This is a genomic window from Parasphingorhabdus flavimaris (genome assembly GCF_013371215.1).
Lineage (GTDB): Bacteria > Pseudomonadota > Alphaproteobacteria > Sphingomonadales > Sphingomonadaceae > Parasphingorhabdus > Parasphingorhabdus flavimaris.
Map to the genome: position 1 here is coordinate 24,982 of NZ_JABWMH010000003.1, position 22,262 is coordinate 47,243.

Below are 22,262 nucleotides of genomic sequence, written 5' to 3' on the forward strand. Positions count from 1 at the left end.
TGGCAACGTTTTGCGGTCTCGGTGGTTGATGCTTTAATCATCCCAGGATCGGGATGAAATATAGGGGCTCGCGATGCAATTCTGGCAATCTGGACCAAGGTTCCATTCGGCACTTGCCATATTGGCCGGTTCTTTTTTCATGCTCTCGGCGCTGATAGCGCATCCGGTCCAGGCCCAGATCGAATTGCCGAGCATAGAAACCCCCGCCGAGCCGGTCGACCCGCAGCCGATCATCGAAGCCCAGACCATTTCGCCCACCGATGCCGAGATAAAAGAGCGGATCGAAGGTATTTTTGCTGAAATTGATGCCTTGAAAGGCGTTCTGGTCAAGGTTGACGCCGGCGTGGTGGCGTTGACCGGCGATGTGCCGGCTCTGGTCGATGCGGATCGGGCGGAGAGTATCGCGGCCCGGGTAGCCGGCGTGGTCACGGTCGAAAACAGTCTGGAGCGGAATCTCGATGTTGCGGATAATCTGCAGCCGGTCACCGACAAGTTGAAGACCAATTTCGAGAAATTTCTCAACAGCCTGCCGCTGATCGGCATTGCGCTGGCAATCTTCATCCTGTTCTGGGTACTGGGCAGGGTGATATCGGGAATGACCGGCCTGTGGCGCCGGATTGCACCAAACATGTTCATGGCGGAACTGATGGCGACGAGCATCAGGGTCATCTTCGTCATTGTCGGCCTGATCATCGCGCTTGGTGTGCTGCAGGCGACCGCGCTGATGGGCGCGATACTCGGCGGTGCCGGCGTGCTTGGTCTGGCGATCGGTTTCGCGATCCGCGACACGGTCGACAATTATATCTCGAGCATCATGCTTTCGATCCGCCAGCCGTTTCGCGCCAATGACCATGTCGTGATCGGCGACCGCGAGGGCCATGTCATCCGTCTGACCTCGCGGGCTACGATATTGATGACGCTTGAGGGCAATCATCTGCGCATTCCCAACAGCACCGTGTTCAAGGCCGAAATACTCAACTATTCCACCAATCCAGAACGCCGTTTCGATTTCGAACTGGGTGTCGATGCCGATGACGACCCGCTCGCCGCTATCGCCATCGGTCTGGAGGCGCTGCGCGGACTGGCCTTCGTGCTCGACGATCCCGATGCCAGCGCCCATCTCGCAGAGGTTGGGGATTCCAACATCGTCATCCGCTTTCTTGGCTGGATCGATCAGACCCATAGCGATTTCTACAAGGCCCGCAGCATCGCCATTCGGGCGGTGATGACCGTATTGGATACCGAAGGCTTTGGCCTGCCGGAACCGATATACCGGCTGCGGTTCGACAGCGGAGCACCGCTCGAAATCGCGCGTTCTGCCAAAGATGAAGCCAGCGACAAAAGCGCGGCGAGCAAACCGGCCCGCAAGCCGCCGCAAGCGGATCTGGCGTTGGGGGATGTCAGCCTTGAAAATGATATCGGCAAAAAGGTTGCGGAAGAACGCGCCGCAGCCCGTGAACAGGACATATTGGACGAAAGCCGGCCGATCGAGTGAGCTAGGGGCGGGACAGTTCCTCAGCCAGGCGTATCATGAAGTCCGCGCCGCGCGCGAACTGGTCCACCGCGAGATATTCGTTCGGCTGATGCGCCTGTTCGATGGACCCGGGGCCGCAGATCACGGTGGCAAAACCGGCCTGCTGAAATTGTCCGGCTTCGGCGGCGTAAGAGACAACCCCTGCCGGACCGTTGTCGCCGGTCAGGCGGCGGACAAAATCTTCCGCGTCGCGTGAACCGGTCGGCGCCATTGGCGGGGCGTTCGACCGACGGATGATCGTCACTCCCGCGTCGGGAAAGGCCTGTTTCATTTCGCCATCCAGGGCCGCGATCTTGGCCTTGAACGGAGCCAGCACCGCCTCGGGATCGACATCCGGCGGGCAGCGCAGATCAAAAACGAAATGCGCCCGACGGGCCAGAATATTGGGAGCGGTTCCGCCTTCCATCCTGCCGATGGTCAGCGTCGCATGGGGCGGGATGAATGGCGAGTCCGGCTTGCCCTGCTCCCAGAGCGTCCGGGCCAGTCCGGCCAGTTCATGCATCAGCTCGATAGCAACCATGTTGGCGGACAGTCCGATATGGGGAAGACTGCTATGGGCTTCATGGCCGAGAACCTCGACCTCGTGGACGGTGATGCCCTTGTGCCCGTTGATCACCTTCATCATCGTCGGTTCGCCGATGATCGCCAGCGCCGGTTTCGGCAGCCTGGCGGCCATTTCCTCGATCATCGCCGGCGCGCCGAGACAGCCGACTTCCTCGTCATAGCTGAAGGCCAGATGCACGGGGCGTTTGCCGGTCTTGAACAAGGATACTGCGGCCAGCGCCAGAGCGACAAACCCTTTCATATCGCAAGTCCCGCGCCCGTGGAGGAGTCCATTGCGCTCGGTCACGGTCCACGGATCGCTGTCCCAATCCTGTCCGTCGATGGGTACGACATCGCTATGGCCGGATAGAATGACTCCGCCCTCCACGTCCGGACCGACGCTGGCATAGAGATTGGCCTTGCTGGCATCCGCATTGACGACCCGCGTCGATGCAACGCCATGCTGACCAAGATAGTCCTCGACCCAGGCGATCAGCTCGAGATTGCTGTTCCGCGACGTCGTGTCGAAGGCAATCAGCCTGGCAAGAATATCGCGGGCGGGAGTGATGAGAGCGTTGGTCATGGGGCGAAGAACTTTACAAAGTTTACAGTGCTAAAAGAAAAAAAGAGACCGGTCCCAAAAACGGCGAAAATTGGAGGGTTTTGCGGGGTTGTTTGAATCGGATCATAGCGGCCGACTATCATAAACAGCGCGATGTAGAACAGGGAATTTTGTTTAGCCCCTCCTTTGAAGAGGAGGAGCTTGAATCTCGCTCGCAATGACAACAGGCAGAAGTTGTTACGCTAGGCACCTTCTGCCTCACGGGAGAAGGGAGGCGCGCAGCCGATCATCACCCACCCACTGCACCAGCGGATCATAGAGATCGACGATCGCGCCGAGCTCGTAGATATTGCGGTAGCCATAGCCATAGAGGTTGATGAAGGTCGGAATGTTGAGCGCCAGCGGCGCGCGTTTGGTCATTATCGGGCGGATATTGTTGCTGAAATTATTGTTGCAGTAGATCAGTATTTCCCGGTCGGGATTGCTGCCGATCACGGCACGTAGCTTGCTGTCGGTAAAGTCGGAAAAGGGAAGGTTGATCGCGCCCGCCATATGACCTTCGGCAAAAGCAGCGGCTGAGCGGGTGTCGAGAATGAGCGTTTCGGGTCTTGCCGACCGTCGATGGAATTCCGCCAGATCAATCAGCCGCCCGGCGCGAACTGCGGCGACCTCGTGGCTCAGGTTCAGAAATCCGGGATAGTCGATCTGCGGCTCGCTGTCGGGGGCAGCTTGCAGCGGCGAAGCCGACAGGGCGATTGCTGCACCCATAGTCAGCACCAATCCGGCGTATCGCATGTCGGAATCTCCTCACAAAGAAGGGAGATATCCGGCAAATATTTTGAACCGGCGCTGAACCCGCCAGCAATCTCGCGATCTAGTGACCCGTTTCCGCCAGTCCGTCGGCGATGAAATCAAGCAGTGCGCTTTCCAGCGGATCGAGATTCTGGTCGGCCTGAATCTTTCCGTGCAGCCAGCTATTCTCGACGATGGTCAGCTTGCGCGCTTGCTCGACTGCGTTGATGTGGCCACATTCGGCATTTTTCTTGCCGAAAATATCGCTGCTGAACACATTTTTGAATGTGCCGCCGACGTCGGAATCTTTCATCCGGCCAAAGAAGCGGCGAACGCTGGGCTTGGTGTCGTCCATGAAATTTTCCAGCCGCGTCGCTTCTGCGCGGCACAGCATGTCATATTCACCATAGGCCATCAGATAATTGCCAACCAGCTGCACGAATAGTGTCTGCCAGTTCTTGCCGTTCTCGCTGCTCAGCGTCGCGTCCTTGATCCGGAACAGCATATCGGCTTCGCTGCGGCTGATCCGGCCGGGGCCGTCTGAACCCGGCGCGTAGCAGATGCGGCGCAGTATCCCGACTTCGCTGTCGCTGATGGAACCGGGTTGCAGGGATCCGCCATCGCGGGTCGGACCCTTGCCGGTCAGAACGGCGTCTTCAATCTGCTTGAGCACGTAGTCCTGCAGAACCTCCGGCGTGCCAGTGGCTTTTTCCATTGTGCGGACGAGCAGTTCCAGCTCTGCCGCGGACTCAATCGTGCCGTCATGGTCGACTTTTTCCATCAGCCACCGGGCATTATCATCGCTGACATAGCCTTTGGGGGCGGCCTGGTTCACCACATATTCGGTGATTGCAGCGACGAAAAACTCCAGCCATTCCTCGCTCGGATCGCTGCCGAGATCGTTGATCTGGAACAGGAGATCGGCTTCATCGGAGCTGATATTGCCGTCCGGCCAGATTTCCTTGCGCAGCGTCATGACATCTGCGGCGCTGATCGCCTGCTTGGCTTTGATTTCCCCGATCAGTCCCGATACGTCCATTTTCATCACATTCATCCCGCTGTTTCGGGATTGCGACTAGCCAGAAATGCTTAAAATGCGGTTAGTGCGATTTGCGCCAGGGTTCGAAAGGGGTGCCGGTATGGGGGAATCTATCCTCCATACCGGCTTTATTTTTTAACGCGCCGATCAGCCTTGTGAAGCAACCCAGTCGCGGATTTTCGATTCCAGCACCGTCATCGGCAATGCGCCGGTGTTGAGCACCTGATCGTGAAATTCGCGCGGGTCGAACTTGTCGCCGAGGGCGTCCTCGGCTTCTTTCTTCAGCCGCTGGATAGTCAGCGCGCCGATCTTGTATGCAAGGGCCTGGGTCGGGATCGCGATATAGCGTTCGACTTCGGCGGTGGCATCGGTTTCGCCCATGCTGCTGTTGTCGAGCATATACTGGATCGCCTGTTCACGGCTCCAGCCCTTGCTGTGCAGGCCGGTGTCGACGACCAGCCGCATGGCGCGGAGCATCTCGTCGTCGAGATGGCCGAAACGCTGGTAAGGGTCGTCATAAAGTTCCATCGGGAAGCCGAGCTTCTCTGCGTAAAGCGCCCAGCCTTCGACAAAGGCGGTGTTGCCGCCAAAGCGCATGAAATTGGGCAGGTCGGCATTTTCCTGGGCCAGTGAAATCTGGAAATGGTGACCCGGTGCGCCTTCGTGCAGATAAAGGGTGGTGATGCCCGAGGTGCTGCGCGAAGGCAGGTCATAGGCATTGAAATAGAATACGCCGGGACGCGAGCCGTCGGGCGTGCCGCTCTGATAGGAACCGCCGGCCTGGAATTTCTCGATCGATTCGTCATAGGGGCGAATTTCCAGCGGCGATTTTGGCAAGACCTTGAATTGCTCGCCAATCCTGGCATCGACCATCTTGCCCATGTCATAATAAGCCTGGGTCAGCGCCTCGCGGGATTCGGGGTGGAACTGTTCATCGGTCCGCAGGAATTCGAAAAATTCCGACAATGTGCCGTCGAAACCGACCTCGGCCTTGATTGCTTCCATCTCGGTCTTGATCCGCGTCACTTCGCTGAGACCCAGATTGTGAACATAGTCGGCCTTGAGCGGCAGGGTGGTCGTGTTCTCGATCATATTCTCATAGAGAATCGCCCCGCCCTTCATCTGGGACAGGCCGACTTCGGTGCGGGCGACTGGCAGATATTCGTTTTTGAGGAAATCATGCATCCGCTGGTTACCGGCGAAAATCTCTTCGGTCGCCGCTGCATATTCCTTGGTCAGTCGCGCCTTGTCGTCATCGCTGAAATCGTCGGGAAAATTCCTAGTCGGCGCCATGAACGGGCTGTCTTCGAGACCCAGGGCATTTTGCGTGGCGAGCTGTTCGATCACGTTGGTGATCGTCAATTTGGTTTCGAGCACGCCGCTTTCCATGCCTTCGCGAAAACGTTCGATCGAACGGTCGCCGATGACAATATATTCTTTGTGACGTTTGAGATTGTCCTCGTAATGTTTCACCGTCTTGAACGGCGCGCCGCCTTTGCCCGATGCAAAATTGGGATAGAATGTGTGAAAGCCGCTGAAATGATTGACCGGGCGAACCACCGTCAATGCCATGATCTCGTCGGAATAGCCTTTGAGCGCCTGCTCCTTGTTGCGCTTGAAGACGTCATAGGCAATCTTGTCGGTCGCGTTCAATTTGCTGCGGTCCAGTTTCAGCAGCGCGGCAAGTTGCGCTTGCTCGGCTGCTTTTTCGCCGGCGAAATATTCGTCCGAAATATAGTCACCGAGCTGGTCGGCATAGCGTTCGTCGCCGCGGAACAACGCGCCGATCGGATTGCGCTTGAGTTCGTCTTCGTCGCTCGCGGCGAACAGTGCCTTCAACTTTTCGCCTTCGGTCATCTCAGCTTCTGCGTGATGCTCCATCGCCAGGGCGCTGGCGGCGGCAAGCGGCTGGGCGTTCGCAACGCTGCCAAGGGCCAGCAGGCTGGTGCCGACGAGAAGGGCGAGAGGTGTCTTGATCATATTAGGTTCCTATCCAAAACTGTTGTGTCGAGCTAACACGGTAAAGTTTCACCCGCAACGATTTCACCGATCAAACCATGTCGTTTGTCGAAGCTGGTCGTTCGTTGATCGGAGTCCGGGTTTCTAGCGCACCCAGGCCTTTTGCCACTCGTTGAGGCGGAACCATTTGGTGATGATATATTTGGCGCCCTGCTCGACCGCCGTCCCGGCGTGCAGCGTGTCAATATTGGGCTTGCCGTCGCGGCTCATATTGTTCCAGATCAGCAACATCCCACGGCGCGGCTCGACCTGATATTGCAGCTGCGGAAACGCGGTTGCGCCGCCCTTTTCGGGCTCGTTGAGATAGGCCATTGCGGTCCAGGTGCGCTGGCCGCCATTGGGTCCTTCATATTCCCAGTATTTCTCGGTCTCGTGAAAATAGTCGTGATGGTCCTTGAACTGTTGTCCGACCTGGTAGCGCTGGCCCTGCAGGACTTCGCTATGCGATTGCGGGAGCCCCATCAGGTCGCAAATCGTCTTGTCAATCCGGCGGATGTCCGGATCATTCGGATCGACATTGCAGCTGTAGCTGGTGCGATAGCCCTCGCGTTCCGTTCCCTCGTAAAGCGTCGAGGGCTGGCTGTCGCTGTCGATCATGTCGATCAGCAGATCGCAATCCTCGTCGCTGATGAAATTCTGGCAGACAAACAGCTGGACATATGGGCTTTCCAGCCACTGGACCCGGGGATGGGCGTTGAGCGTTTCGGTAACCTGACGGCCGAGCGCGGCGATCCGCTGCGGGCTGGCATATCGTTCGATCTGCTTTTTTGAAAAGACCCGGGCCATGCGCGTCAACCTAGTCGATGATACGGCCGCGGACCATCACCCAGTCGATCTTTTCCAGAACCGTGACGTCGTCCAGCGGATTGCCGGCGAATGCGATCAGGTCGGCGGAATAGCCGACCGCGATGCGGCCGATTTCATTCTCCATATCGAGCGCCTTTGCCGCGAGGGTCGTCGCGCTGGCTACAGCCTCGCGCGGGGTCAGACCGGCGTCGACCATCAGCTGCAATTCCTCGGCGTTGCGTCCATGTTCAAACACCCCGGCATCGGTGCCGAACACGATCGGTACGCCGAGCCTTTTGGCTGACGCAACCGCCTTGCCGACAGTATTGAGCGTCATCCGGATTTTTTCTTCGACCACCGGCGTGTATATGCCTTTGCCAAGGCCTTCGCTGACGCCCTTGAATGCCATCAATGTCGGAACCATCGCGGTGCCATTGGCCTTCATCACTTTCAACGCAGCCTCGTCCGCGAACGTGCCATGCTCGATCGTATCGATGCCGGCGCGAGAGGCGGCCTCGATACCGCGCGCACCATGGGCATGGGCCATGACTTTCAGGCCGAGCGAATGGGCGGTGGTGGCGATCGACTGCATTTCTTCATTGGTAAATTGTGCTTCCAGTCCGCGACCCTGCTGGGAGAGCACGCCGCCGGTCGCGGTGATCTTGATAATATCGGCACCGGCCCGGCTGGCCTTGCGCACTTTTTCCGCACATTGGATGGCGCCGGTGCAGGCATAGCCGCTGGTCAGCAGATCATTGACGTCTTCGGTGAAGCCCGAGACATCGCCATGGCCGCCGACGATGGCCAGAGCTGGACCGGCGGCGATGATGCGCGGCCCGGGAATGACGCCATCGGCGGTGCCGCGGCGGAGCGAAAATGCGCTATATTGCGAGGATCCGGCTTCGCGCACCGTGGTGAAACCCGCTTTGGCTGTGACCAGTGCGTTTTTCGCCCCGACAACCACGCCCCATTCCGCCGGTTCGGTGGTTTCTCTCCAGAAATCACCGCCGGGGTCGCCGGTCAGGTGGACGTGCAGGTCGATCAGGCCGGCCATGACGGTCTTGGAGCTGAGGTCGATGACTTGCGCATCGGCGCTGGCGCTCGTTGCACCGCGGTTGATTTCGGCGATCTTGCCATCGCGGACGATGATCGTGGCAGGGCCGCTGGGGCCGGACGCGGCGTCGGTGATCAGATTACCGACATTTATGATCTGGTCCTGGGCAAATGCGCTGCCCGAAATCGCGACCGATATAAAAGCGGCGACCGCCAAACCCAACACACGTTTCATGATATTTCTCTCCAGAATTTTCGTGCCTTATTGCTGAGCGCCAACGCAAGTTGCAACAAGAAAGGGCTCCGACGGCCCCCGATTATCCTCGCTCATCTGATCGCTGCAGAATCGAGGCTGGCCCGGACGGCTGCGCAAGCCGGAAATCGGACGCTGAAATCCATTCATTTTCCGCTGCCCCGGCCAAGCCGCAAAGCATAACTATTTTGAACCGCAATCTATCCTCCAAGACCTTGATATATTTATTGAAAAAAGCTGAAGCCCGGATGCGCTCCCGATCACATTTTTCACAGTTAATAAGTCGATAACCTGATTGGGTTAGGGCTGTGAATCGTAACCCCGCACGCCAAGAGGAAAATGTCGCGATTATGAAGCATGAGAAGATTGAAATTACCGATCCGACATTGATTGATGCCGTGGCTCGTTCCTGTGGAGATGTCACCGTGGGCTGCGCCGATGTCGGTGTTCTGGTCGAGGAGGTGATGACGAATGCGGGAGAAATGCGAGAGCGCCGGGAAGCCTTGCAGGATGTGATTGCAAAACTGGCTGATGACCAGAAGCGGGTGACGGACTCGACCGACGAAGCGCGGCTGTTGTCGAAGCGGGCGAAGGAAGACCTGCATAGCAGCACCGATGTGATCAGAATGTCGATGCAGGAATTTGTCGATTTGACCGATCTGGTTGTCGCGCTGGCCCAGCATATCACCGGCTTTGCAGGGGCGATGGATCAGGTGCGACGGGTGTCCCAGAATATCGATGATATTGCCAACACCACCAGCATACTTGCCCTCAATGCCGCGATCGAAGCACATCGCGCGGGTGCTGCCGGCGCCACTTTTGCGGTCGTCGCAGCGGAAGTCAAACAGCTGGCTTTCAACACGCGCGAAGCCACAGACGAAATATCGGCCACGGTAAACTCGCTGGGCGTGGAAGCCGAAAGCCTGGTTTCGAAAATCGAAAAAGGCGTCGCCAAGGGCAATGATGCGCAGAAAAATTTCCAGAGAATCGATGACACGGTCAACCGGATTTCCGACCTGGTTTCGCAAGTGGACAATCAGAATAGCGACATCGCCCAGAACACCGGCCTGATTCACAACAAGGTCCAGCAGGTGCAGGAAGTCCTCGACCATTTTTCGGAAAGCGCCGACAGGAATACGATCGCTCTGGAAGCGGCGAAGAACAAGGTGGGTGATGTCGAGACGACGTCGAAGGCGATGTTCTCTCAACTGGTCCGGAGCGGTTTTGCATCAGAGGATCGGAAATTTGTCGACATGGCGATCACCGGCAGAGACGAAATGGTTGAAATTGTCGAACAGGCCTTGGCCAGTGGAGAGCTGGCGAGGGATGCGCTTTTTGACCGGCAATATGTCGAAATCTCCGGGTCCGATCCGGTTCGATATGATAACCGGTTCAACGCTTTTGCCGATGCCCATATCCGGCCGCTACTCGACAAATACAAGAATATGGATGCGGTCATCGCCTGCGTTACATCCAATATCGACGGCTATCTGCCAACCCATGTCAGCGAGCGGTCACTGGAGCCCAATGGCGATCCCGAGCATGATGACAAATATTGCCGCAATCGCCGCAAGCTACTCGACGATCTGACCAAACAGGCGATCGCGGAGAAGGATCAGCCCTATAATGTATCGGTATACCGGTTCGTGAAGACCGCCGACGGCCAGTCCGCAGCGGGCAAGCAGGTTTTCGTGCCGCTCTTTTTCGATGGCGAATATTGGGGCAATTTCGAGATTCTCTATCGCAATTGATCGTACGGAAATCTGACGGTTCCGTCGCAAACCAGTTCGTCATGAAAAACCCGCCGCCGTTTCCGGCAGCGGGTCATGTGGTCGCTGGTCAGTCGATTCACCAGAAGAAGTTGTAGATTACGTCGATAACTTCGCCAGTGTAGGTGTCGACCAGCAGGACGTCGTCATAATAGCGGATCCAGCGGGTGCCGCTATAGGCGGCGGGCAGACGATAGCGCCAGGGGTCGTTGATCCAGTAGCGCGATCCGTAAAAGGCCGAGCCCAGATATACGCCTATATTCCAGCGCCGATAGCTGTGATGGCGATAGGGCGTATAATAGCGGCCCAGCCGATAGTGGTTGCGATTGGCCTGACGATAGCGCTGCCAGTTGTAGCGCTGGTTTTGACGCCAGCTGCGGTTCCAGTTGCGGCTGTTGCGCGCGGATCGGCGATTGTCGCGATAGCGCCGGTCTATTCTGCCGTCGCGGTTGCTGTCGACCCGGCGGTCGACGCGACCATTGTTGTTGCGGTCATAGCGCCGGTCGATCCGGCCATCCCGGTTGCGATCATAGCGCCGGTCTACCCGGCCATCACGGTTGCTGTCGCCGCGCCGGGCATCCCGACGCTGGCTGGCCTGATTGGCAACCCGCCGTTCCTGCCGGACGTTGCGATTTCGTTCGGCGGCGCGCCGGTTTTGCCGGACCTCCCGCTGAACATCCGGATTCTGGCGTACAGCGCTCTGGACTTGCCGAATGCCGCGCTGGCTGGTTCTTTCGCTGCGTCGTTCCGCGCGACTGGTGTTTGCATTGCGATCAACGCGGCGGCTTTGCCTGGTTTCGGTGCTGGCTGCGCGCGTCGTGACGCGGGCCTGTCCACGATTGTTGCGATTTTCGGATCGTTGCGCCCGGCGCTGGCCGCTGCCGCGATTGGCGCGTCGCTCGCTGCGACCGTCGCGTTGCAAGTCGGCGTTGCCGGTCAAATCCACTGGTACCGCGTTGGCGGCTAAATTAAGCTTGGGCCCAATGTCGGCGGCAGACGCGGCTGCGGGCGTCAACATTGTGGCCGCCATCAGGCCGGTGACTAAAAATATACGCATGGCTTACTCCTGTTGCTGGCGACTCCATTTGCCGCATCTGTGCAACAGGTGATAGGCTATTAACCCTGTCGGACTCCTGAACTGGCCTGTAATGTTCAGGAAAGGTGGCTTTAACCTGAACGAGGCTGCTGTTCAATCCATTCACCGTGCGGGTGCGGATCCATCTCGTACAAGTGAAAACAGGAGCAATTTCGACCATTTGTGGCGAGCGAGGCCGTTACACACAATCATCGTGAATGATCAGAGCCTCGGAAATGGAACCCCGCCCTTGCCGAGGAGCCGTTAACGCCTAATCCTTCAGGTTGTCCTTCTCAAGCCACTCTTCCAGCCATTTGATCGTATATTCGCCGGACTGGAATTCCTGGTCATGCACCAGCTTCTGATGAAGCGGGATCGTGGTCTGGACGCCTTCGATGACCATCTCGTCCAGCGCCCGTGCCAGTCGCATCATGCAACCGTCGCGGGTGCGGCCATAGACGATCAGCTTGGCGATCATGCTGTCGTAATAAGGCGGGATAGAATAGCCGGCATAGAGACCGCTATCGACGCGGACGTGCATGCCGCCGGGCGCATGGTAGCTGGTGACCTTGCCGGGCGAGGGTGCCCAGGTTTTCGGATTTTCGGCGTTGATCCGGCATTCGATGGCATGGCCGCTGAACACCAGGTCTTCCTGTTTGACCGACAGATCGCGGCCGTCGGCGATGCGGATCTGCTCGCGGACCAGATCGAAACCGGTGATCATTTCGGTGACCGGATGTTCGACCTGCAGGCGGGTGTTCATCTCGATGAAGTAAAATTCCTCATTCTCGTAGAGAAATTCGATCGTTCCGGCGCCGCGATATTGCATGCCCTTCATCGCGTCGACGCAGACCTTGCCCATTCGCTCGCGCTGCTCCCCGCTGATCACCGGCGAAGGCGCTTCTTCGAGGACTTTCTGGTGGCGGCGCTGCAGCGAACAGTCGCGCTCGCCGAGATGGATGGCATTGCCGCGGCCGTCGCCGAACACCTGAAATTCGATATGGCGCGGATCGCCGAGATATTTTTCAATATAGACGGTGGCGTCACCAAAGGCCGCCTTGGCCTCGGTTCCCGCCTGTTTCATCTGGGTTTCGAGTTCGGCTTCGCTGTTGACCACCTTCATACCGCGACCGCCGCCGCCGGAAGCCGCCTTGATGATCACCGGATAGCCGACGTCTTTCGCGACCTGTTTGGCTTCTTCAATTTCGCTGACCGCGCCGTCGCTGCCGGGGACCAGTGGAATGCCCAGATCACCAGCAGTCTTCTTGGCCGCGACCTTGTCGCCCATGATTTTGATATGTTCCGGCTTGGGGCCGATCCACTTGATATCATGCGCTTCGACCACTTCGGCAAAATGCGCGTTTTCCGAAAGGAAACCATAGCCGGGGTGGATCGCGTCGGCGCCGCTGATTTCCGCTGCGGAAATAATCGCCGGGATCGACAGATAGCTGTCTGCGGCAGCTGGGGGACCGATGCAGACCGCCTGATCGGCAAGCCGCACATGCATGGCGTCGGCGTCGGCGGTGCTGTGCACGGCCACGGTTTCGATGCCGAGTTCCTTGGCGGCGCGAAGAATCCGCAGAGCAATTTCTCCGCGGTTGGCAATCAGGATTTTTTCAATGGTCACGCTGTCTGCCTCAAGCGATCATGACCAGAGGCTGGTCAAATTCTATCGGCTGGCCGTTTTCGACCAGGATTGCCTTCACCGTGCCGGATGCTTCGGCGGTGATCGGGTTCATCACTTTCATCGCTTCGACGATCAGCAGCGTATCACCGACGGCAACCTTGTCGCCAACGCTGATGAAATTGGGGGAGCCGGGTTCGGGTGCCAGATAGGCAGTGCCGACCATCGGTGATTTCTGGGCACCGGCGTGGTCATCGACCGGCGCGGCTGGCGCAGCTGGCGGTGCGGCTGCCGCCGGGGCAGCGGCAGGTGCGACAGAAACAGGCGCGGAAACATAGGCTCCACCGCCGCGCGCAACCTTGATCTTGCGGTCACCGTCTTCGACTTCAATCTCGGTCAGACCCGCTTTTTCGAGAATGGCAGCCAGATCACGGACCAGCTTGATATCAACGTTCATGCCTTCACCCGTTTCTTTTTTTGCAGACATATTGTGTCCTTATATAGTCGTTAAAATTTGGTCGCAGCGTCGAGCGCCAGCTGATAGCCGAAAGCACCAAAGCCGCAAATGGTTCCTTTTGCAACCGGTGCAATGAAACTCTTGTGGCGATATTCCTCGCGCGCTGCGGGATTGGAAATATGCACTTCGATGACCGGCGTGCTGATGGATTTTATAGCATCGAACAGGGCAAGCGATGTGTGGGTCAATGCCCCGGCGTTGAGGATTACCGCATGCGCGCCTTCTGCGGAGGCTTCATGCAGCCAGTCGACCAGATGGCCTTCATGGTTGCTCTGGCGGATGTCGACATCGAAACCGAGCGTCCGGGCATGGTCTTCCATCTGTCCGGCAATCTCGTCGAGCGTTTCCGAACCGTAGATTTCCGGTTCACGCATACCAAGCAGGTTGAGATTGGGTCCGTTCAATACATAGATGGTCTTGGCCGCCAAGATATTGCTCCTTCCCAAAGGCTTTTGGTTGCGACTGGAGCGACCTCTTTATATGGCTCGTTTTTGAAAAGCGAGATCAAAGACATGAAAGTTACCGAAATGGCTGAAATTCAGATCAGGTTGAACGGCGATGACCACAAGATCGCGGCTGGCGGCTCGATCGCCGATCTGGTGCGTTCGCTCGATCTCGACCCGGCCAAGGTCGCTGTCGAGCGCAACCGCCTGATCGTGACGCGGTCCACGCTGGAAGATGTCATGGTAGAGCAGGGCGACGAACTGGAAATCGTCCATTTTGTCGGCGGTGGCTCCGTTGACGACAGTTGGACAGTCGCCGGGCGGACATTCCGGTCGCGGCTGATCGTCGGCACCGGCAAATATAAGGACTTCGCTGAAAATGCAGCTGCGGTCGAAGCGTCTGGCGCGGAGATCGTCACCGTGGCGGTCCGCCGTGTCAATGTCACCGACCGCAACCAGCCGGTCCTGATGGACTATATTGATCCGAAGAAGATCACCTATCTTCCGAACACCGCAGGCTGTTTCAACGCCGAGGACGCGATCCGCACATTGCGGCTGGCGCGCGAAGCCGGTGGCTGGGATCTGGTCAAGCTGGAAGTGCTCGGCGAGGCGAAGACATTATATCCCAATATGCGCGAAACGCTCGAGGCGACCGAGGTGCTGGCCAAGGAAGGCTTCAAGCCGATGGTCTATTGCGTCGATGATCCGATCGGAGCGAAGCAACTGGAAGATGCGGGCGCGGTTGCGATCATGCCGCTTGGCGCGCCGATCGGCTCCGGACTCGGTATCCAGAACCGTGTGACCGTCCGCCTGATTGTCGAAGGCGCGAATGTGCCGGTGCTGGTGGACGCCGGTGTCGGGACCGCGAGTGATGCGGCGGTGGCGATGGAGCTCGGCTGCGACGGCGTATTGATGAACACCGCCATTGCCGAAGCGAAGGAACCGGTGCGGATGGCGCGGGCGATGAAGCTCGCGGTCGAAGCCGGTCGTGAAGCTTATCTGTCGGGAAGGATGGGCCGCCGCATGTATGCCGACCCCTCCAGTCCCCTGTCCGGACTGATTTAGTGTCCTAATACGGCATGATTCGCGCTTGTCGGTAACTATCTGAATCGTAAGAAAAGTTACACAATGTTAAATTGGTCGACCAGCGTTTGCCGTTGGTCGAAGCCCTGTGCCGTTTGCCGATCAATATGGTGGTTTATCGAAGTCGGGATGATCGGTTTTGATCGCTCCCCTATCCAAGATGGTGAGGCGGGAGCATGACCCTACGTCTCTCCAGAAAGCCATTCCCGGCCAGATGGATATCTCGCTCCCTACCTCGCCCCTAGCGGGCCGTGCCGGTTCCCCCTTTTCCGGCGCCGCCCCGAAAATTTTGAGGAGTGAGAATATGTCGAATTCAATTTTTACCAGAAGTCTTTGTGCCGCTGCAGCTATCGCGGTGACCGCAACCGGATTTTCCGCCAGCGCGATTGCCCAGAACCGGGCCGAACGTACCGCCGTCGTCAGCTACGCCGATCTTGATCTGAACAGCGAGGATGGACAGGCCACACTGCAGGGTCGGCTGAAAGGCGCCGTCCGTAAAATATGCGGAGGCTATGATTCAAAGAGCCTGATTGATGCGCAAGATCACGCTGTCTGCATGGACCAGGCCAATGCTTCGGCCAAACGCGCCAGTGTGACGCTCATGGCCGCCGTTAAATCGGGCAAGCCCGTGGAAACCGCGATGGTAATCAGCAACTAAAGCAGAATCCGAAAAATCCTGAGGCCCCAAAAGCCGGCCTATTATTGGCCAATTCAGATTTTAATGCCTCCGGTGTTCTTTGCACCGGGGGTATTTATTTTTAATTTGCTGATGTTTGTTAAAACAACTAAAAACTATTAACTAGATTCTATTCTTTATAATTACTTTAATGATTAAAGGCCGTAAACCTAACTATCAGTTTCTGACTTATAATGTGCGAACAATACTAGCATTGCCGACCTATTAACCAGATATGGATACCCAATCTTAATATCTGATTCGTTATATGTATCGAATTGTAACGGGGGAGCGCTTATCAGGTGCACCTGTGCATATACATGTGTCTGACCAGACAGCGCAAAACCGAATATTATAGGAGGTTTTATGGAAGTTCGTCGGCACACAAAGCCAACACAAGTTATCGGCCCCTTCGGTGAAGCATTGAGCCTCGCCGATCTGCCAAAGAATAATATGACCCGCTGGGTTATCCGCCGGAAAGCGGAAGTGGTTGCCGCCGTCAATGGCGGCCTGCTCAGTCTCGAAGAGGCCTGTGCACGCTATGACTTGTCGCTGGAAGAATTTTGTTCCTGGCAAGATACTATCGACAAGTCGGGCTTGCCCGGTTTGCGTATCAGCTATCTTTCCAAATATCGAACAGCAAGCTCATGAACAGAAAGTCGAGCAGGTCACGATTTGCTCGGTTGTTGCGGGTCGTACCCACTTGAGGATGCTCATCCGCATCCGATCCGATTGAAAGCCTATATCATGCCCAAGAAACGAGTTCTCGTCATCGATGAGGAGAGTGCATTCACGCGCCTTTTGCAGGACGATCTTGAACAGCGCGCGATATCCGTAGCCTGCGTCTATTCTCCCGGAGACGAGAATAGCGCGATGGCCTTTGCCCCCGATGCGGTGGTCGCCGACAAGAATATACTCAACGCGGGCGCCGGCTGCCTTCTGCAGGCGTTCGACAAGATCGAGCGCAAATTGCCGCTGGTTCTGATGACCGGTACGGATGCGAAGCTGATCCATGGATCGGCTGACCCGGTGCAGGCGTCGGACGCGCAGATCGTCGCCACGATACCAAAACCGTTCGAGCCGAATGTGCTGGCAGGACTGATCGAACAATATGCCCGGGTCAGCGAAAAAGAGATTCTGGATTCGGAATATATCGCCGCACTGGTGGCCAGCGGCCGGTTGCTCGATAATCTTGTTGTCGAATTCCAGTCCAAGCATGCGCTGACCGACGGCAGTCTTGCGGGTTATGAAGCCCTGTCGCGACTGAAGACCCGGCGGGCTATCAGCCCCGCCACCATTTTCTCGGCCGCAACCGATATATTACTGGAAATCGAGGCGACGCTGAACGTCTTCGACCAGGTCATGAAGCTGGCGGACTCGCTGTACATGCGAGGGAAGAGCATCCCCGTCTCTTTCAATTGCAGTGCGATTCTCCTGACCAGGTGTGACTTTGTCGATGCGCTTTGCTCGCGCCTGTACAGGCGCAGGAATTTGCGCGGATCGATCTTGATCGAGGTTACCGAGGAGAATCGGGTCGCCAATATCAAGGTCGTGGCCGAGGTCTGTCACCTGCTGTCGCGATATGGACTAAGTGTTTCGATTGATGACTATGGCACGGGTCATAGCAATATCGACCGGATAGCCGACATCCCTTTCGCCGAGTTGAAGCTCGACAAGGAAATTTTCTGGGCCTTTTGCGACGGGCGCGTGCCGATTACCATGCTTGGTTCAATCGTCGATTTTTGTCATATGCGGGGAGCGAAGTCGGTAATCGAAGGTATCGAAACGGCGTTTCATCTGGACAAGGCAAGACTGCTGGGCGCGGACGAGGGGCAGGGCTTCTACTGGGGACATGCGGTCCCACCGCAATATCTGGTCAAGGATTGGCACGCCGCATAATCATGAAATCCGGTATATATATATATTATTTATCAGGATCGTCTGCACCGACTTGGGGTGTTGCCAGCGAAAAGCATGCAATCTCCCGGTCAATAGCGGCGCCAGTCAAATATGACGCTTAACGGATTCGCTAATCGAATAGTTTTGCATTAGGCTGCGGGTCACCAGAGCAGCCTGAGGGAATTGTCATGAAACAGCTAAGCGCACTTGATGCCATGTTCGCCTACACCGAAACCCCGAATACGCCGATGCATATCGGGCAATTGCTGATTTATGATCCCTCGACAGCCCCCGGCGGCAAGGTCGGTTTCAAAGATATATTGCGCTATATCGAGGGGCGTCTCGATGGTGCGCGGATATTTCGCCAGAAGCTGGTGCGAGTGCCGCTGGATCTCGATCATCCCTATTGGGTCGATGACGAAAATTTCGATCTCGAATTTCACGTCCGCCATATTGCCTTGCCCAAGCCTGGCGACTGGCGGCAATTGTGCATCCAGGCGGCGCGCATCTATGCCCGGCCGATGGATATGAACAAACCGCTCTGGGAATATACGGTGATTGAGGGGCTCGACAATGTCGAAGGCGTTCCCAAGGGCAGCTTTGCCATGCTGCACAAGATGCATCATGCGGCGATCGACGGACAGTCCGGCCTGCAAATGACGCTGGCGCTGCACGACCTGGACGCCAAGATGAAACCGCGCAAATTCGACATGCAATTCGAACCGGAAAAAGACCCCAATCCGATGGCGTTGCTCGCCAAGGCCCAGTTCAACAATATCGCCAATCCGGTGCGCGGATTGAAGAATCTGCAGAAACTCCTGCCGATGCCGAAACGGCTGCTCGATGTGCAGCGCGAGTTCCGGCAGCGGGATGATGCCAAGGGCAGCATTCCAAAAACCCGCTTCAACAAGAAACTCAGCCCGCACCGGGTGTTCGACGGTCGCGAATTTACCCTCGCGGATATCAAGAATATCCGCGAGGCCTTCCCCGGCGCGACGGTAAACGATGTGATGATCGCGGTGGTCAGCGGATCGATGCGCGGATATCTGAATGCCAAGAAGGACCTGCCGGAAAAGACCCTGAAAATCGGTGCGCCTGTTTCGGTAAGGACGGACGACGACAAGGATAGCGCCGGCAATCAGGTCACGATGATGCAGGTCGGTGTCGGCACCCATCTCGCCGATGCGGGCGACCGGATGAAATTCATCATGGAGGAAACCCGGCGCTCGAAAGCGATGACCCAGGCGATGGGGGCGAAGACGCTTATGGAATTGTCGGGTGCCATGCCGGCCGGACTGACCGCTGCGGGCACCAAGATGATGGTCCGCGCCGGGATCGTCGACCGGCTGAATCCGGCGGTGAATACGGTTGTTACCAATGTCCCCGGTCCGATGGTGCCGATGTATTTCGCCGGTGCCGAACTGGTCAAATCCTTCGGCATGGGAATATTGGCCGAAGGGCAGGGTCTGTTCCACGTCGTGACCAGCTATAATGGCAATGTCATCCTGACCTTTCTTGCGGACCGTAATATCATGCCCGATCCGGAATTTTATGCGGAGTGCATCGTGAAGAGCTTTTCCGACCTCACCGCTGCGGCGACCAAAGAAAAGACGGCGGCCGCGCGAAAGGCCGGGGAAAAGAAAGCCAAGCAACCGAAAAAGCCGAAGAAACGGGTTTCCGCTTCTGCCGCTACGGCAGGCAGGACCAGAGCGAAAACGACTGGCAAATAGCCGCCTTGATGCTTGACTCCTCGGGCCTGATTGAGCATCGCTCCCGTTAATCATTCGATTAACAAAAGGGACTCGTCATGAGCAAAGTAGAATTTAACGACCGCGTCGCCATCGTCACGGGTGCAGGCGCCGGTCTGGGCCGCGAACATGCCAAGGAATTGGCGCGCCGTGGCGTGAAGGTTGTCGTCAACGATTTCGGCGGTGCCCGCGATGGCACCGGCGGTTCCGCCACCGTGGCCGAGCAGGTCGTCGCTGAAATCGAAGCCGAGGGCGGCGAAGCCATGGCAGCCGGTTGCAGCGTTACCGACATGCCAGCGGTTGAAAAGATGGTCGCCGATGCGATCGCCAAATGGGGCCATGTCGACATTCTGGTCAACAATGCCGGCGTTTTGCGCGATAAAAGCTTCCACAAAATGTCGATGGAAGACTTCAGCTTCGTCATGGACGTTCATCTCACCGGTAGTGCCAATTGCACCAAAGCGGTCTGGGATCATATGCGCGAACGCCAATATGGACGGATCGTGATGACCACATCGTCGACCGGTCTCTATGGCAATTTCGGCCAGGTCAACTATGGCGCAGCAAAGCTCGCTCTGGTCGGCATGATGAACAGCCTGCACCAGGAAGGTGCCGGCAAGGGCATCCACACCAATTGCATTTCTCCCGTCGCGGCTACCCGGATGACCGAAGATTTGATGCCGGAAGAAGCGTTGAAAATGCTGGTGCCCGAAGCAGTAACCCCTGCCGTGGTCTATCTGTGCAGCGATGGCGCGCCATCGAAGACGATCCTGACCGCAGGAGCCGGTGGCTATGCCGCCGCGAAAATTCTCGAAACCGAAGGAATCTGGTTGCCGGAAGACCAGCGCAGCGCCGAAGCAATCGCAGAGAATATCGACCAGATTCTCGATGAAACCGGCATGCAGGAATATGCCAATGGCGGCGGACAGGGCGGAAAATTCTTCCGTCGCATGCAGGAAGTCATGAAGGGCTAGTGAAGTCATATACCATTGCGCGTTTGTCCCGAGCTTGTCGAAGGAGCGCGCGCAATGGCCAATGGTTCGACAGGCTCACCATGAACGGGCCGGGAATGAAGGAGAAACAATATGCCAGTGATTAAACCAAGTGAACTCGAAGCCTGGAAAGGCAAGGAAGTGGGCGTGTCGGAATGGTTCGAAGCCAGCCAGGACCGGATCAACAAATTTGCCGACTGCACCGAGGATCACCAGTTCATCCATATCGATGAAGAAAAAGCCAAGGCGACGCCTTTTGGCGGAACCATCGCTCATGGTCTCCTGACTCTCTCGCTGCTGCCGGCCATGTCTTATGGCTGCACATTGGGCCTCGAAGGCACGGTGATGGGCATCAACTATGGTTTTGACAAGGTCCGTTTCCTCAACCCGGTCCGCGCCGGATCAAAAGTCCGCGCCCGCCATGTACTGGTCGACGCGGTTGAAAAGCAGCCCGGCCGCTGGTTGATGACCTATGATGTTACCGTCGAAATCGACGGCATCGAAACACCGGCTCTGATCGCCCGTTCGCTGGCGATGATCGTGGTCGGCTAAGGCCAGTTCGACAAATTGTCTGCAAGGGGCTCCGGACTGGTTCCGGGGGCCCTTTTTTATGGTGTCTGCAGTGCAGCTTGCGTGAAGCGTGTTGCTAGACTAGTCCTTTTAAAGATATCGCGGAGCCCGAAAGGGCCGCGACTATGTTCTGGGGCGGAGTTTGCAATGTCGATACGGCAGATCGCTGCGCTTCCCTATAAGGCTGATGAATCCGCAATGGATGCACCAGCCCGGATCATGTTGATCACGTCCCGTGAAACCAGACGCTGGATCATTCCAAAAGGCAATATCGGATCAGGCCAGCAGCCCCACAGCGCCGCCGCTCAGGAAGCGGAAGAGGAGGCAGGCATATTGGGCTCAACCTGTCCGACACCGCTGGGCAGCTATCGCTATCGCAAGAAAAAGCGCAACGGCGCCTCGGTCTGGATCGATGTCAGCGTCTTTCCCTTCGCCGTCACCGAGGAGCTGCCAACCTGGGACGAGCAGCATCAGCGGGAACGCCGCTGGTTCTCTCTCGAGGATGCCGCGGACGCGGTTGACGAAGAAGATTTGCGGGCCCTGATCCGCTCCTTTGGCGCGGCCGATTTCTGGGCCGCCACCCAGTCCACCAATATCATCGATACAGTCGCTCAAAAGACAGGGGTCAATATCATGTTTGCCTGGTTCCAACGCCTGCTTCCCGAGCAGGGAAATTTCTTTGACCTGTTTGAAAGGCACTCCGCAACGCTGGTGGCCGGTGCCGATGCGCTGGCGCGACTGCTCCAGGGCGGCAAGGGAATGGCTGATCGTGTTCGAGAAATCATAGACCGTGAACATGACGCCGATGAAATCACCCGTGAGGTCCTCAACACTGTCCGCCGGACCTTCCTTACGCCCTTTGATCGCAGCGCAATCACCAGCCTTATTGCTTCGATGGATGATGCGATTGACGAAATGCAGAAAACCGCCGGTGCCATCGAGCTTTATGACGTCGAGACTTTTGATCAGGAAATGATCGATATCGCTGCGATCATCGTCGATGCGGCGCGTCTGACAGCAGAGGCGATGCCCTTGCTGCGCGATATAGCAGGCAATGGGGACCGCCTCCACGAACTGACCGAGCGGCTGGTCCGGATGGAGGGCCACGCCGACGAGATCCATGCAGCAGGACTGAAAAAGCTGTTTCAGGAACATGGCGAGAGCAATACCCTGCACTTCATCATCTGGCGTGAACTCTACCAGCATATGGAGCGGGTGGTGGACCGGTTCGAAGATGTCGCCAACGAGATCGACGGTCTCGTGATTGATCACGGCTGAAGCGGCG

20 protein-coding genes are annotated in these 22,262 nt (G+C 57.2%); 10 read left to right on the forward strand and 10 right to left on the reverse strand.

The genetic code is table 11. The features are described 5' to 3' along the window. Window positions 1–73: 73 nt before the first annotated feature. The gene (locus HUO14_RS09020; RefSeq protein ID WP_176279585.1) at window positions 74–1,495 is read left to right on the forward strand and encodes a mechanosensitive ion channel family protein; all 1,422 of its coding nucleotides are present in this window, start codon (window positions 74–76) and stop codon (window positions 1,493–1,495) included. 1 nt (window position 1,496) lies between these two features. Here the strand turns inward: HUO14_RS09020 and argE are convergent, their stop codons facing one another. The 6 genes from argE to HUO14_RS09050 all read right to left on the reverse strand — a co-directional run bounded on the left by argE (window position 1,497) and on the right by HUO14_RS09050 (window position 8,563). Further along, window positions 1,497–2,660, reverse strand: a complete 1,164-nt coding sequence (gene argE, locus HUO14_RS09025) for an acetylornithine deacetylase (protein ID WP_176279586.1) — start codon at window positions 2,658–2,660, stop codon at window positions 1,497–1,499. A gap of 237 nt (window positions 2,661–2,897) precedes the next feature. Continuing rightward, window positions 2,898–3,434, reverse strand: a complete 537-nt coding sequence (locus HUO14_RS09030; RefSeq protein ID WP_176279587.1) for a rhodanese-like domain-containing protein — start codon at window positions 3,432–3,434, stop codon at window positions 2,898–2,900. A 79-nt stretch (window positions 3,435–3,513) separates the two neighbouring features. Further along, window positions 3,514–4,476, reverse strand: a complete 963-nt coding sequence (locus HUO14_RS09035; RefSeq protein WP_176279588.1) for a hypothetical protein — start codon at window positions 4,474–4,476, stop codon at window positions 3,514–3,516. 141 nt (window positions 4,477–4,617) lie between these two features. Continuing rightward, window positions 4,618–6,450: a DUF885 domain-containing protein gene (locus HUO14_RS09040; RefSeq protein ID WP_176279589.1), complete on the reverse strand. Its 1,833-nt coding sequence runs from the start codon at window positions 6,448–6,450 to the stop codon at window positions 4,618–4,620. A gap of 123 nt (window positions 6,451–6,573) precedes the next feature. Continuing rightward, on the reverse strand, window positions 6,574–7,275 hold the full coding sequence (locus HUO14_RS09045; RefSeq protein ID WP_176279590.1) for a prolyl hydroxylase family protein: 702 nt from the start codon (window positions 7,273–7,275) through the stop codon (window positions 6,574–6,576). A gap of 10 nt (window positions 7,276–7,285) precedes the next feature. Continuing rightward, the gene (locus tag HUO14_RS09050; RefSeq protein WP_176279591.1) at window positions 7,286–8,563 is read right to left on the reverse strand and encodes a metal-dependent hydrolase family protein; all 1,278 of its coding nucleotides are present in this window, start codon (window positions 8,561–8,563) and stop codon (window positions 7,286–7,288) included. A gap of 368 nt (window positions 8,564–8,931) precedes the next feature. Here HUO14_RS09050 and HUO14_RS09055 point away from each other — a divergent pair, with 368 nt between their 5' ends. Beyond that, a complete protein-coding gene (locus HUO14_RS09055) occupies window positions 8,932–10,332 on the forward strand; it encodes a methyl-accepting chemotaxis protein (protein WP_176279592.1) in 1,401 nt (466 codons plus the stop codon). A gap of 97 nt (window positions 10,333–10,429) precedes the next feature. On the opposite strand, the gene HUO14_RS09060 is transcribed toward HUO14_RS09055, so the two are convergent. The 4 genes from HUO14_RS09060 to aroQ all read right to left on the reverse strand — a co-directional run bounded on the left by HUO14_RS09060 (window position 10,430) and on the right by aroQ (window position 13,994). Further along, entirely contained in the window at window positions 10,430–11,407 is a 978-nt protein-coding gene (locus HUO14_RS09060) for an RcnB family protein (protein WP_176279593.1), read from the reverse strand. A gap of 289 nt (window positions 11,408–11,696) precedes the next feature. Then, a complete protein-coding gene (gene accC / locus HUO14_RS09065; protein ID WP_176279594.1) occupies window positions 11,697–13,052 on the reverse strand; it encodes an acetyl-CoA carboxylase biotin carboxylase subunit in 1,356 nt (451 codons plus the stop codon). A gap of 10 nt (window positions 13,053–13,062) precedes the next feature. Beyond that, a complete protein-coding gene (gene accB, locus HUO14_RS09070) occupies window positions 13,063–13,536 on the reverse strand; it encodes an acetyl-CoA carboxylase biotin carboxyl carrier protein (protein ID WP_246255464.1) in 474 nt (157 codons plus the stop codon). 20 nt (window positions 13,537–13,556) lie between these two features. After that, on the reverse strand, window positions 13,557–13,994 hold the full coding sequence (gene aroQ, locus HUO14_RS09075) for a type II 3-dehydroquinate dehydratase (protein WP_176279595.1): 438 nt from the start codon (window positions 13,992–13,994) through the stop codon (window positions 13,557–13,559). Between the two features lie 84 nt (window positions 13,995–14,078). On the opposite strand from aroQ, the gene thiS reads away from it, so the two are divergent. The 8 genes from thiS (at window position 14,079) to HUO14_RS09115 (ending at window position 22,255) form a co-directional block, all read left to right on the forward strand. After that, window positions 14,079–15,074, forward strand: coding sequence for a sulfur carrier protein ThiS (thiS, locus tag HUO14_RS09080; protein WP_176279596.1), 996 nt, complete (start codon window positions 14,079–14,081; stop codon window positions 15,072–15,074). 322 nt (window positions 15,075–15,396) lie between these two features. Next, the gene (locus HUO14_RS09085) at window positions 15,397–15,750 is read left to right on the forward strand and encodes a UrcA family protein (RefSeq protein ID WP_176279597.1); all 354 of its coding nucleotides are present in this window, start codon (window positions 15,397–15,399) and stop codon (window positions 15,748–15,750) included. Between the two features lie 384 nt (window positions 15,751–16,134). Continuing rightward, window positions 16,135–16,419: a CtrA inhibitor SciP gene (gene sciP / locus HUO14_RS09090; RefSeq protein WP_176279598.1), complete on the forward strand. Its 285-nt coding sequence runs from the start codon at window positions 16,135–16,137 to the stop codon at window positions 16,417–16,419. Window positions 16,420–16,515: 96 nt separating this feature from the next. After that, the gene (locus HUO14_RS09095) at window positions 16,516–17,667 is read left to right on the forward strand and encodes an EAL domain-containing response regulator (protein WP_176279599.1); all 1,152 of its coding nucleotides are present in this window, start codon (window positions 16,516–16,518) and stop codon (window positions 17,665–17,667) included. Window positions 17,668–17,855: 188 nt separating this feature from the next. After that, window positions 17,856–19,397 carry a WS/DGAT/MGAT family O-acyltransferase gene (locus HUO14_RS09100; protein WP_176279600.1) on the forward strand — a complete coding sequence of 514 codons (1,542 nt, stop codon included), beginning with the start codon at window positions 17,856–17,858 and terminating at the stop codon, window positions 19,395–19,397. A 77-nt stretch (window positions 19,398–19,474) separates the two neighbouring features. Beyond that, entirely contained in the window at window positions 19,475–20,389 is a 915-nt protein-coding gene (locus tag HUO14_RS09105) for an SDR family NAD(P)-dependent oxidoreductase (RefSeq protein WP_176279601.1), read from the forward strand. A gap of 111 nt (window positions 20,390–20,500) precedes the next feature. Further along, window positions 20,501–20,959 carry a MaoC family dehydratase gene (locus HUO14_RS09110; protein WP_176279602.1) on the forward strand — a complete coding sequence of 153 codons (459 nt, stop codon included), beginning with the start codon at window positions 20,501–20,503 and terminating at the stop codon, window positions 20,957–20,959. A 165-nt stretch (window positions 20,960–21,124) separates the two neighbouring features. Beyond that, complete coding sequence (locus HUO14_RS09115; RefSeq protein WP_176279603.1) at window positions 21,125–22,255, forward strand: DUF47 family protein; 1,131 nt, start codon at window positions 21,125–21,127, stop codon at window positions 22,253–22,255. The last annotated feature ends 7 nt before the right edge of the window (window positions 22,256–22,262 follow it).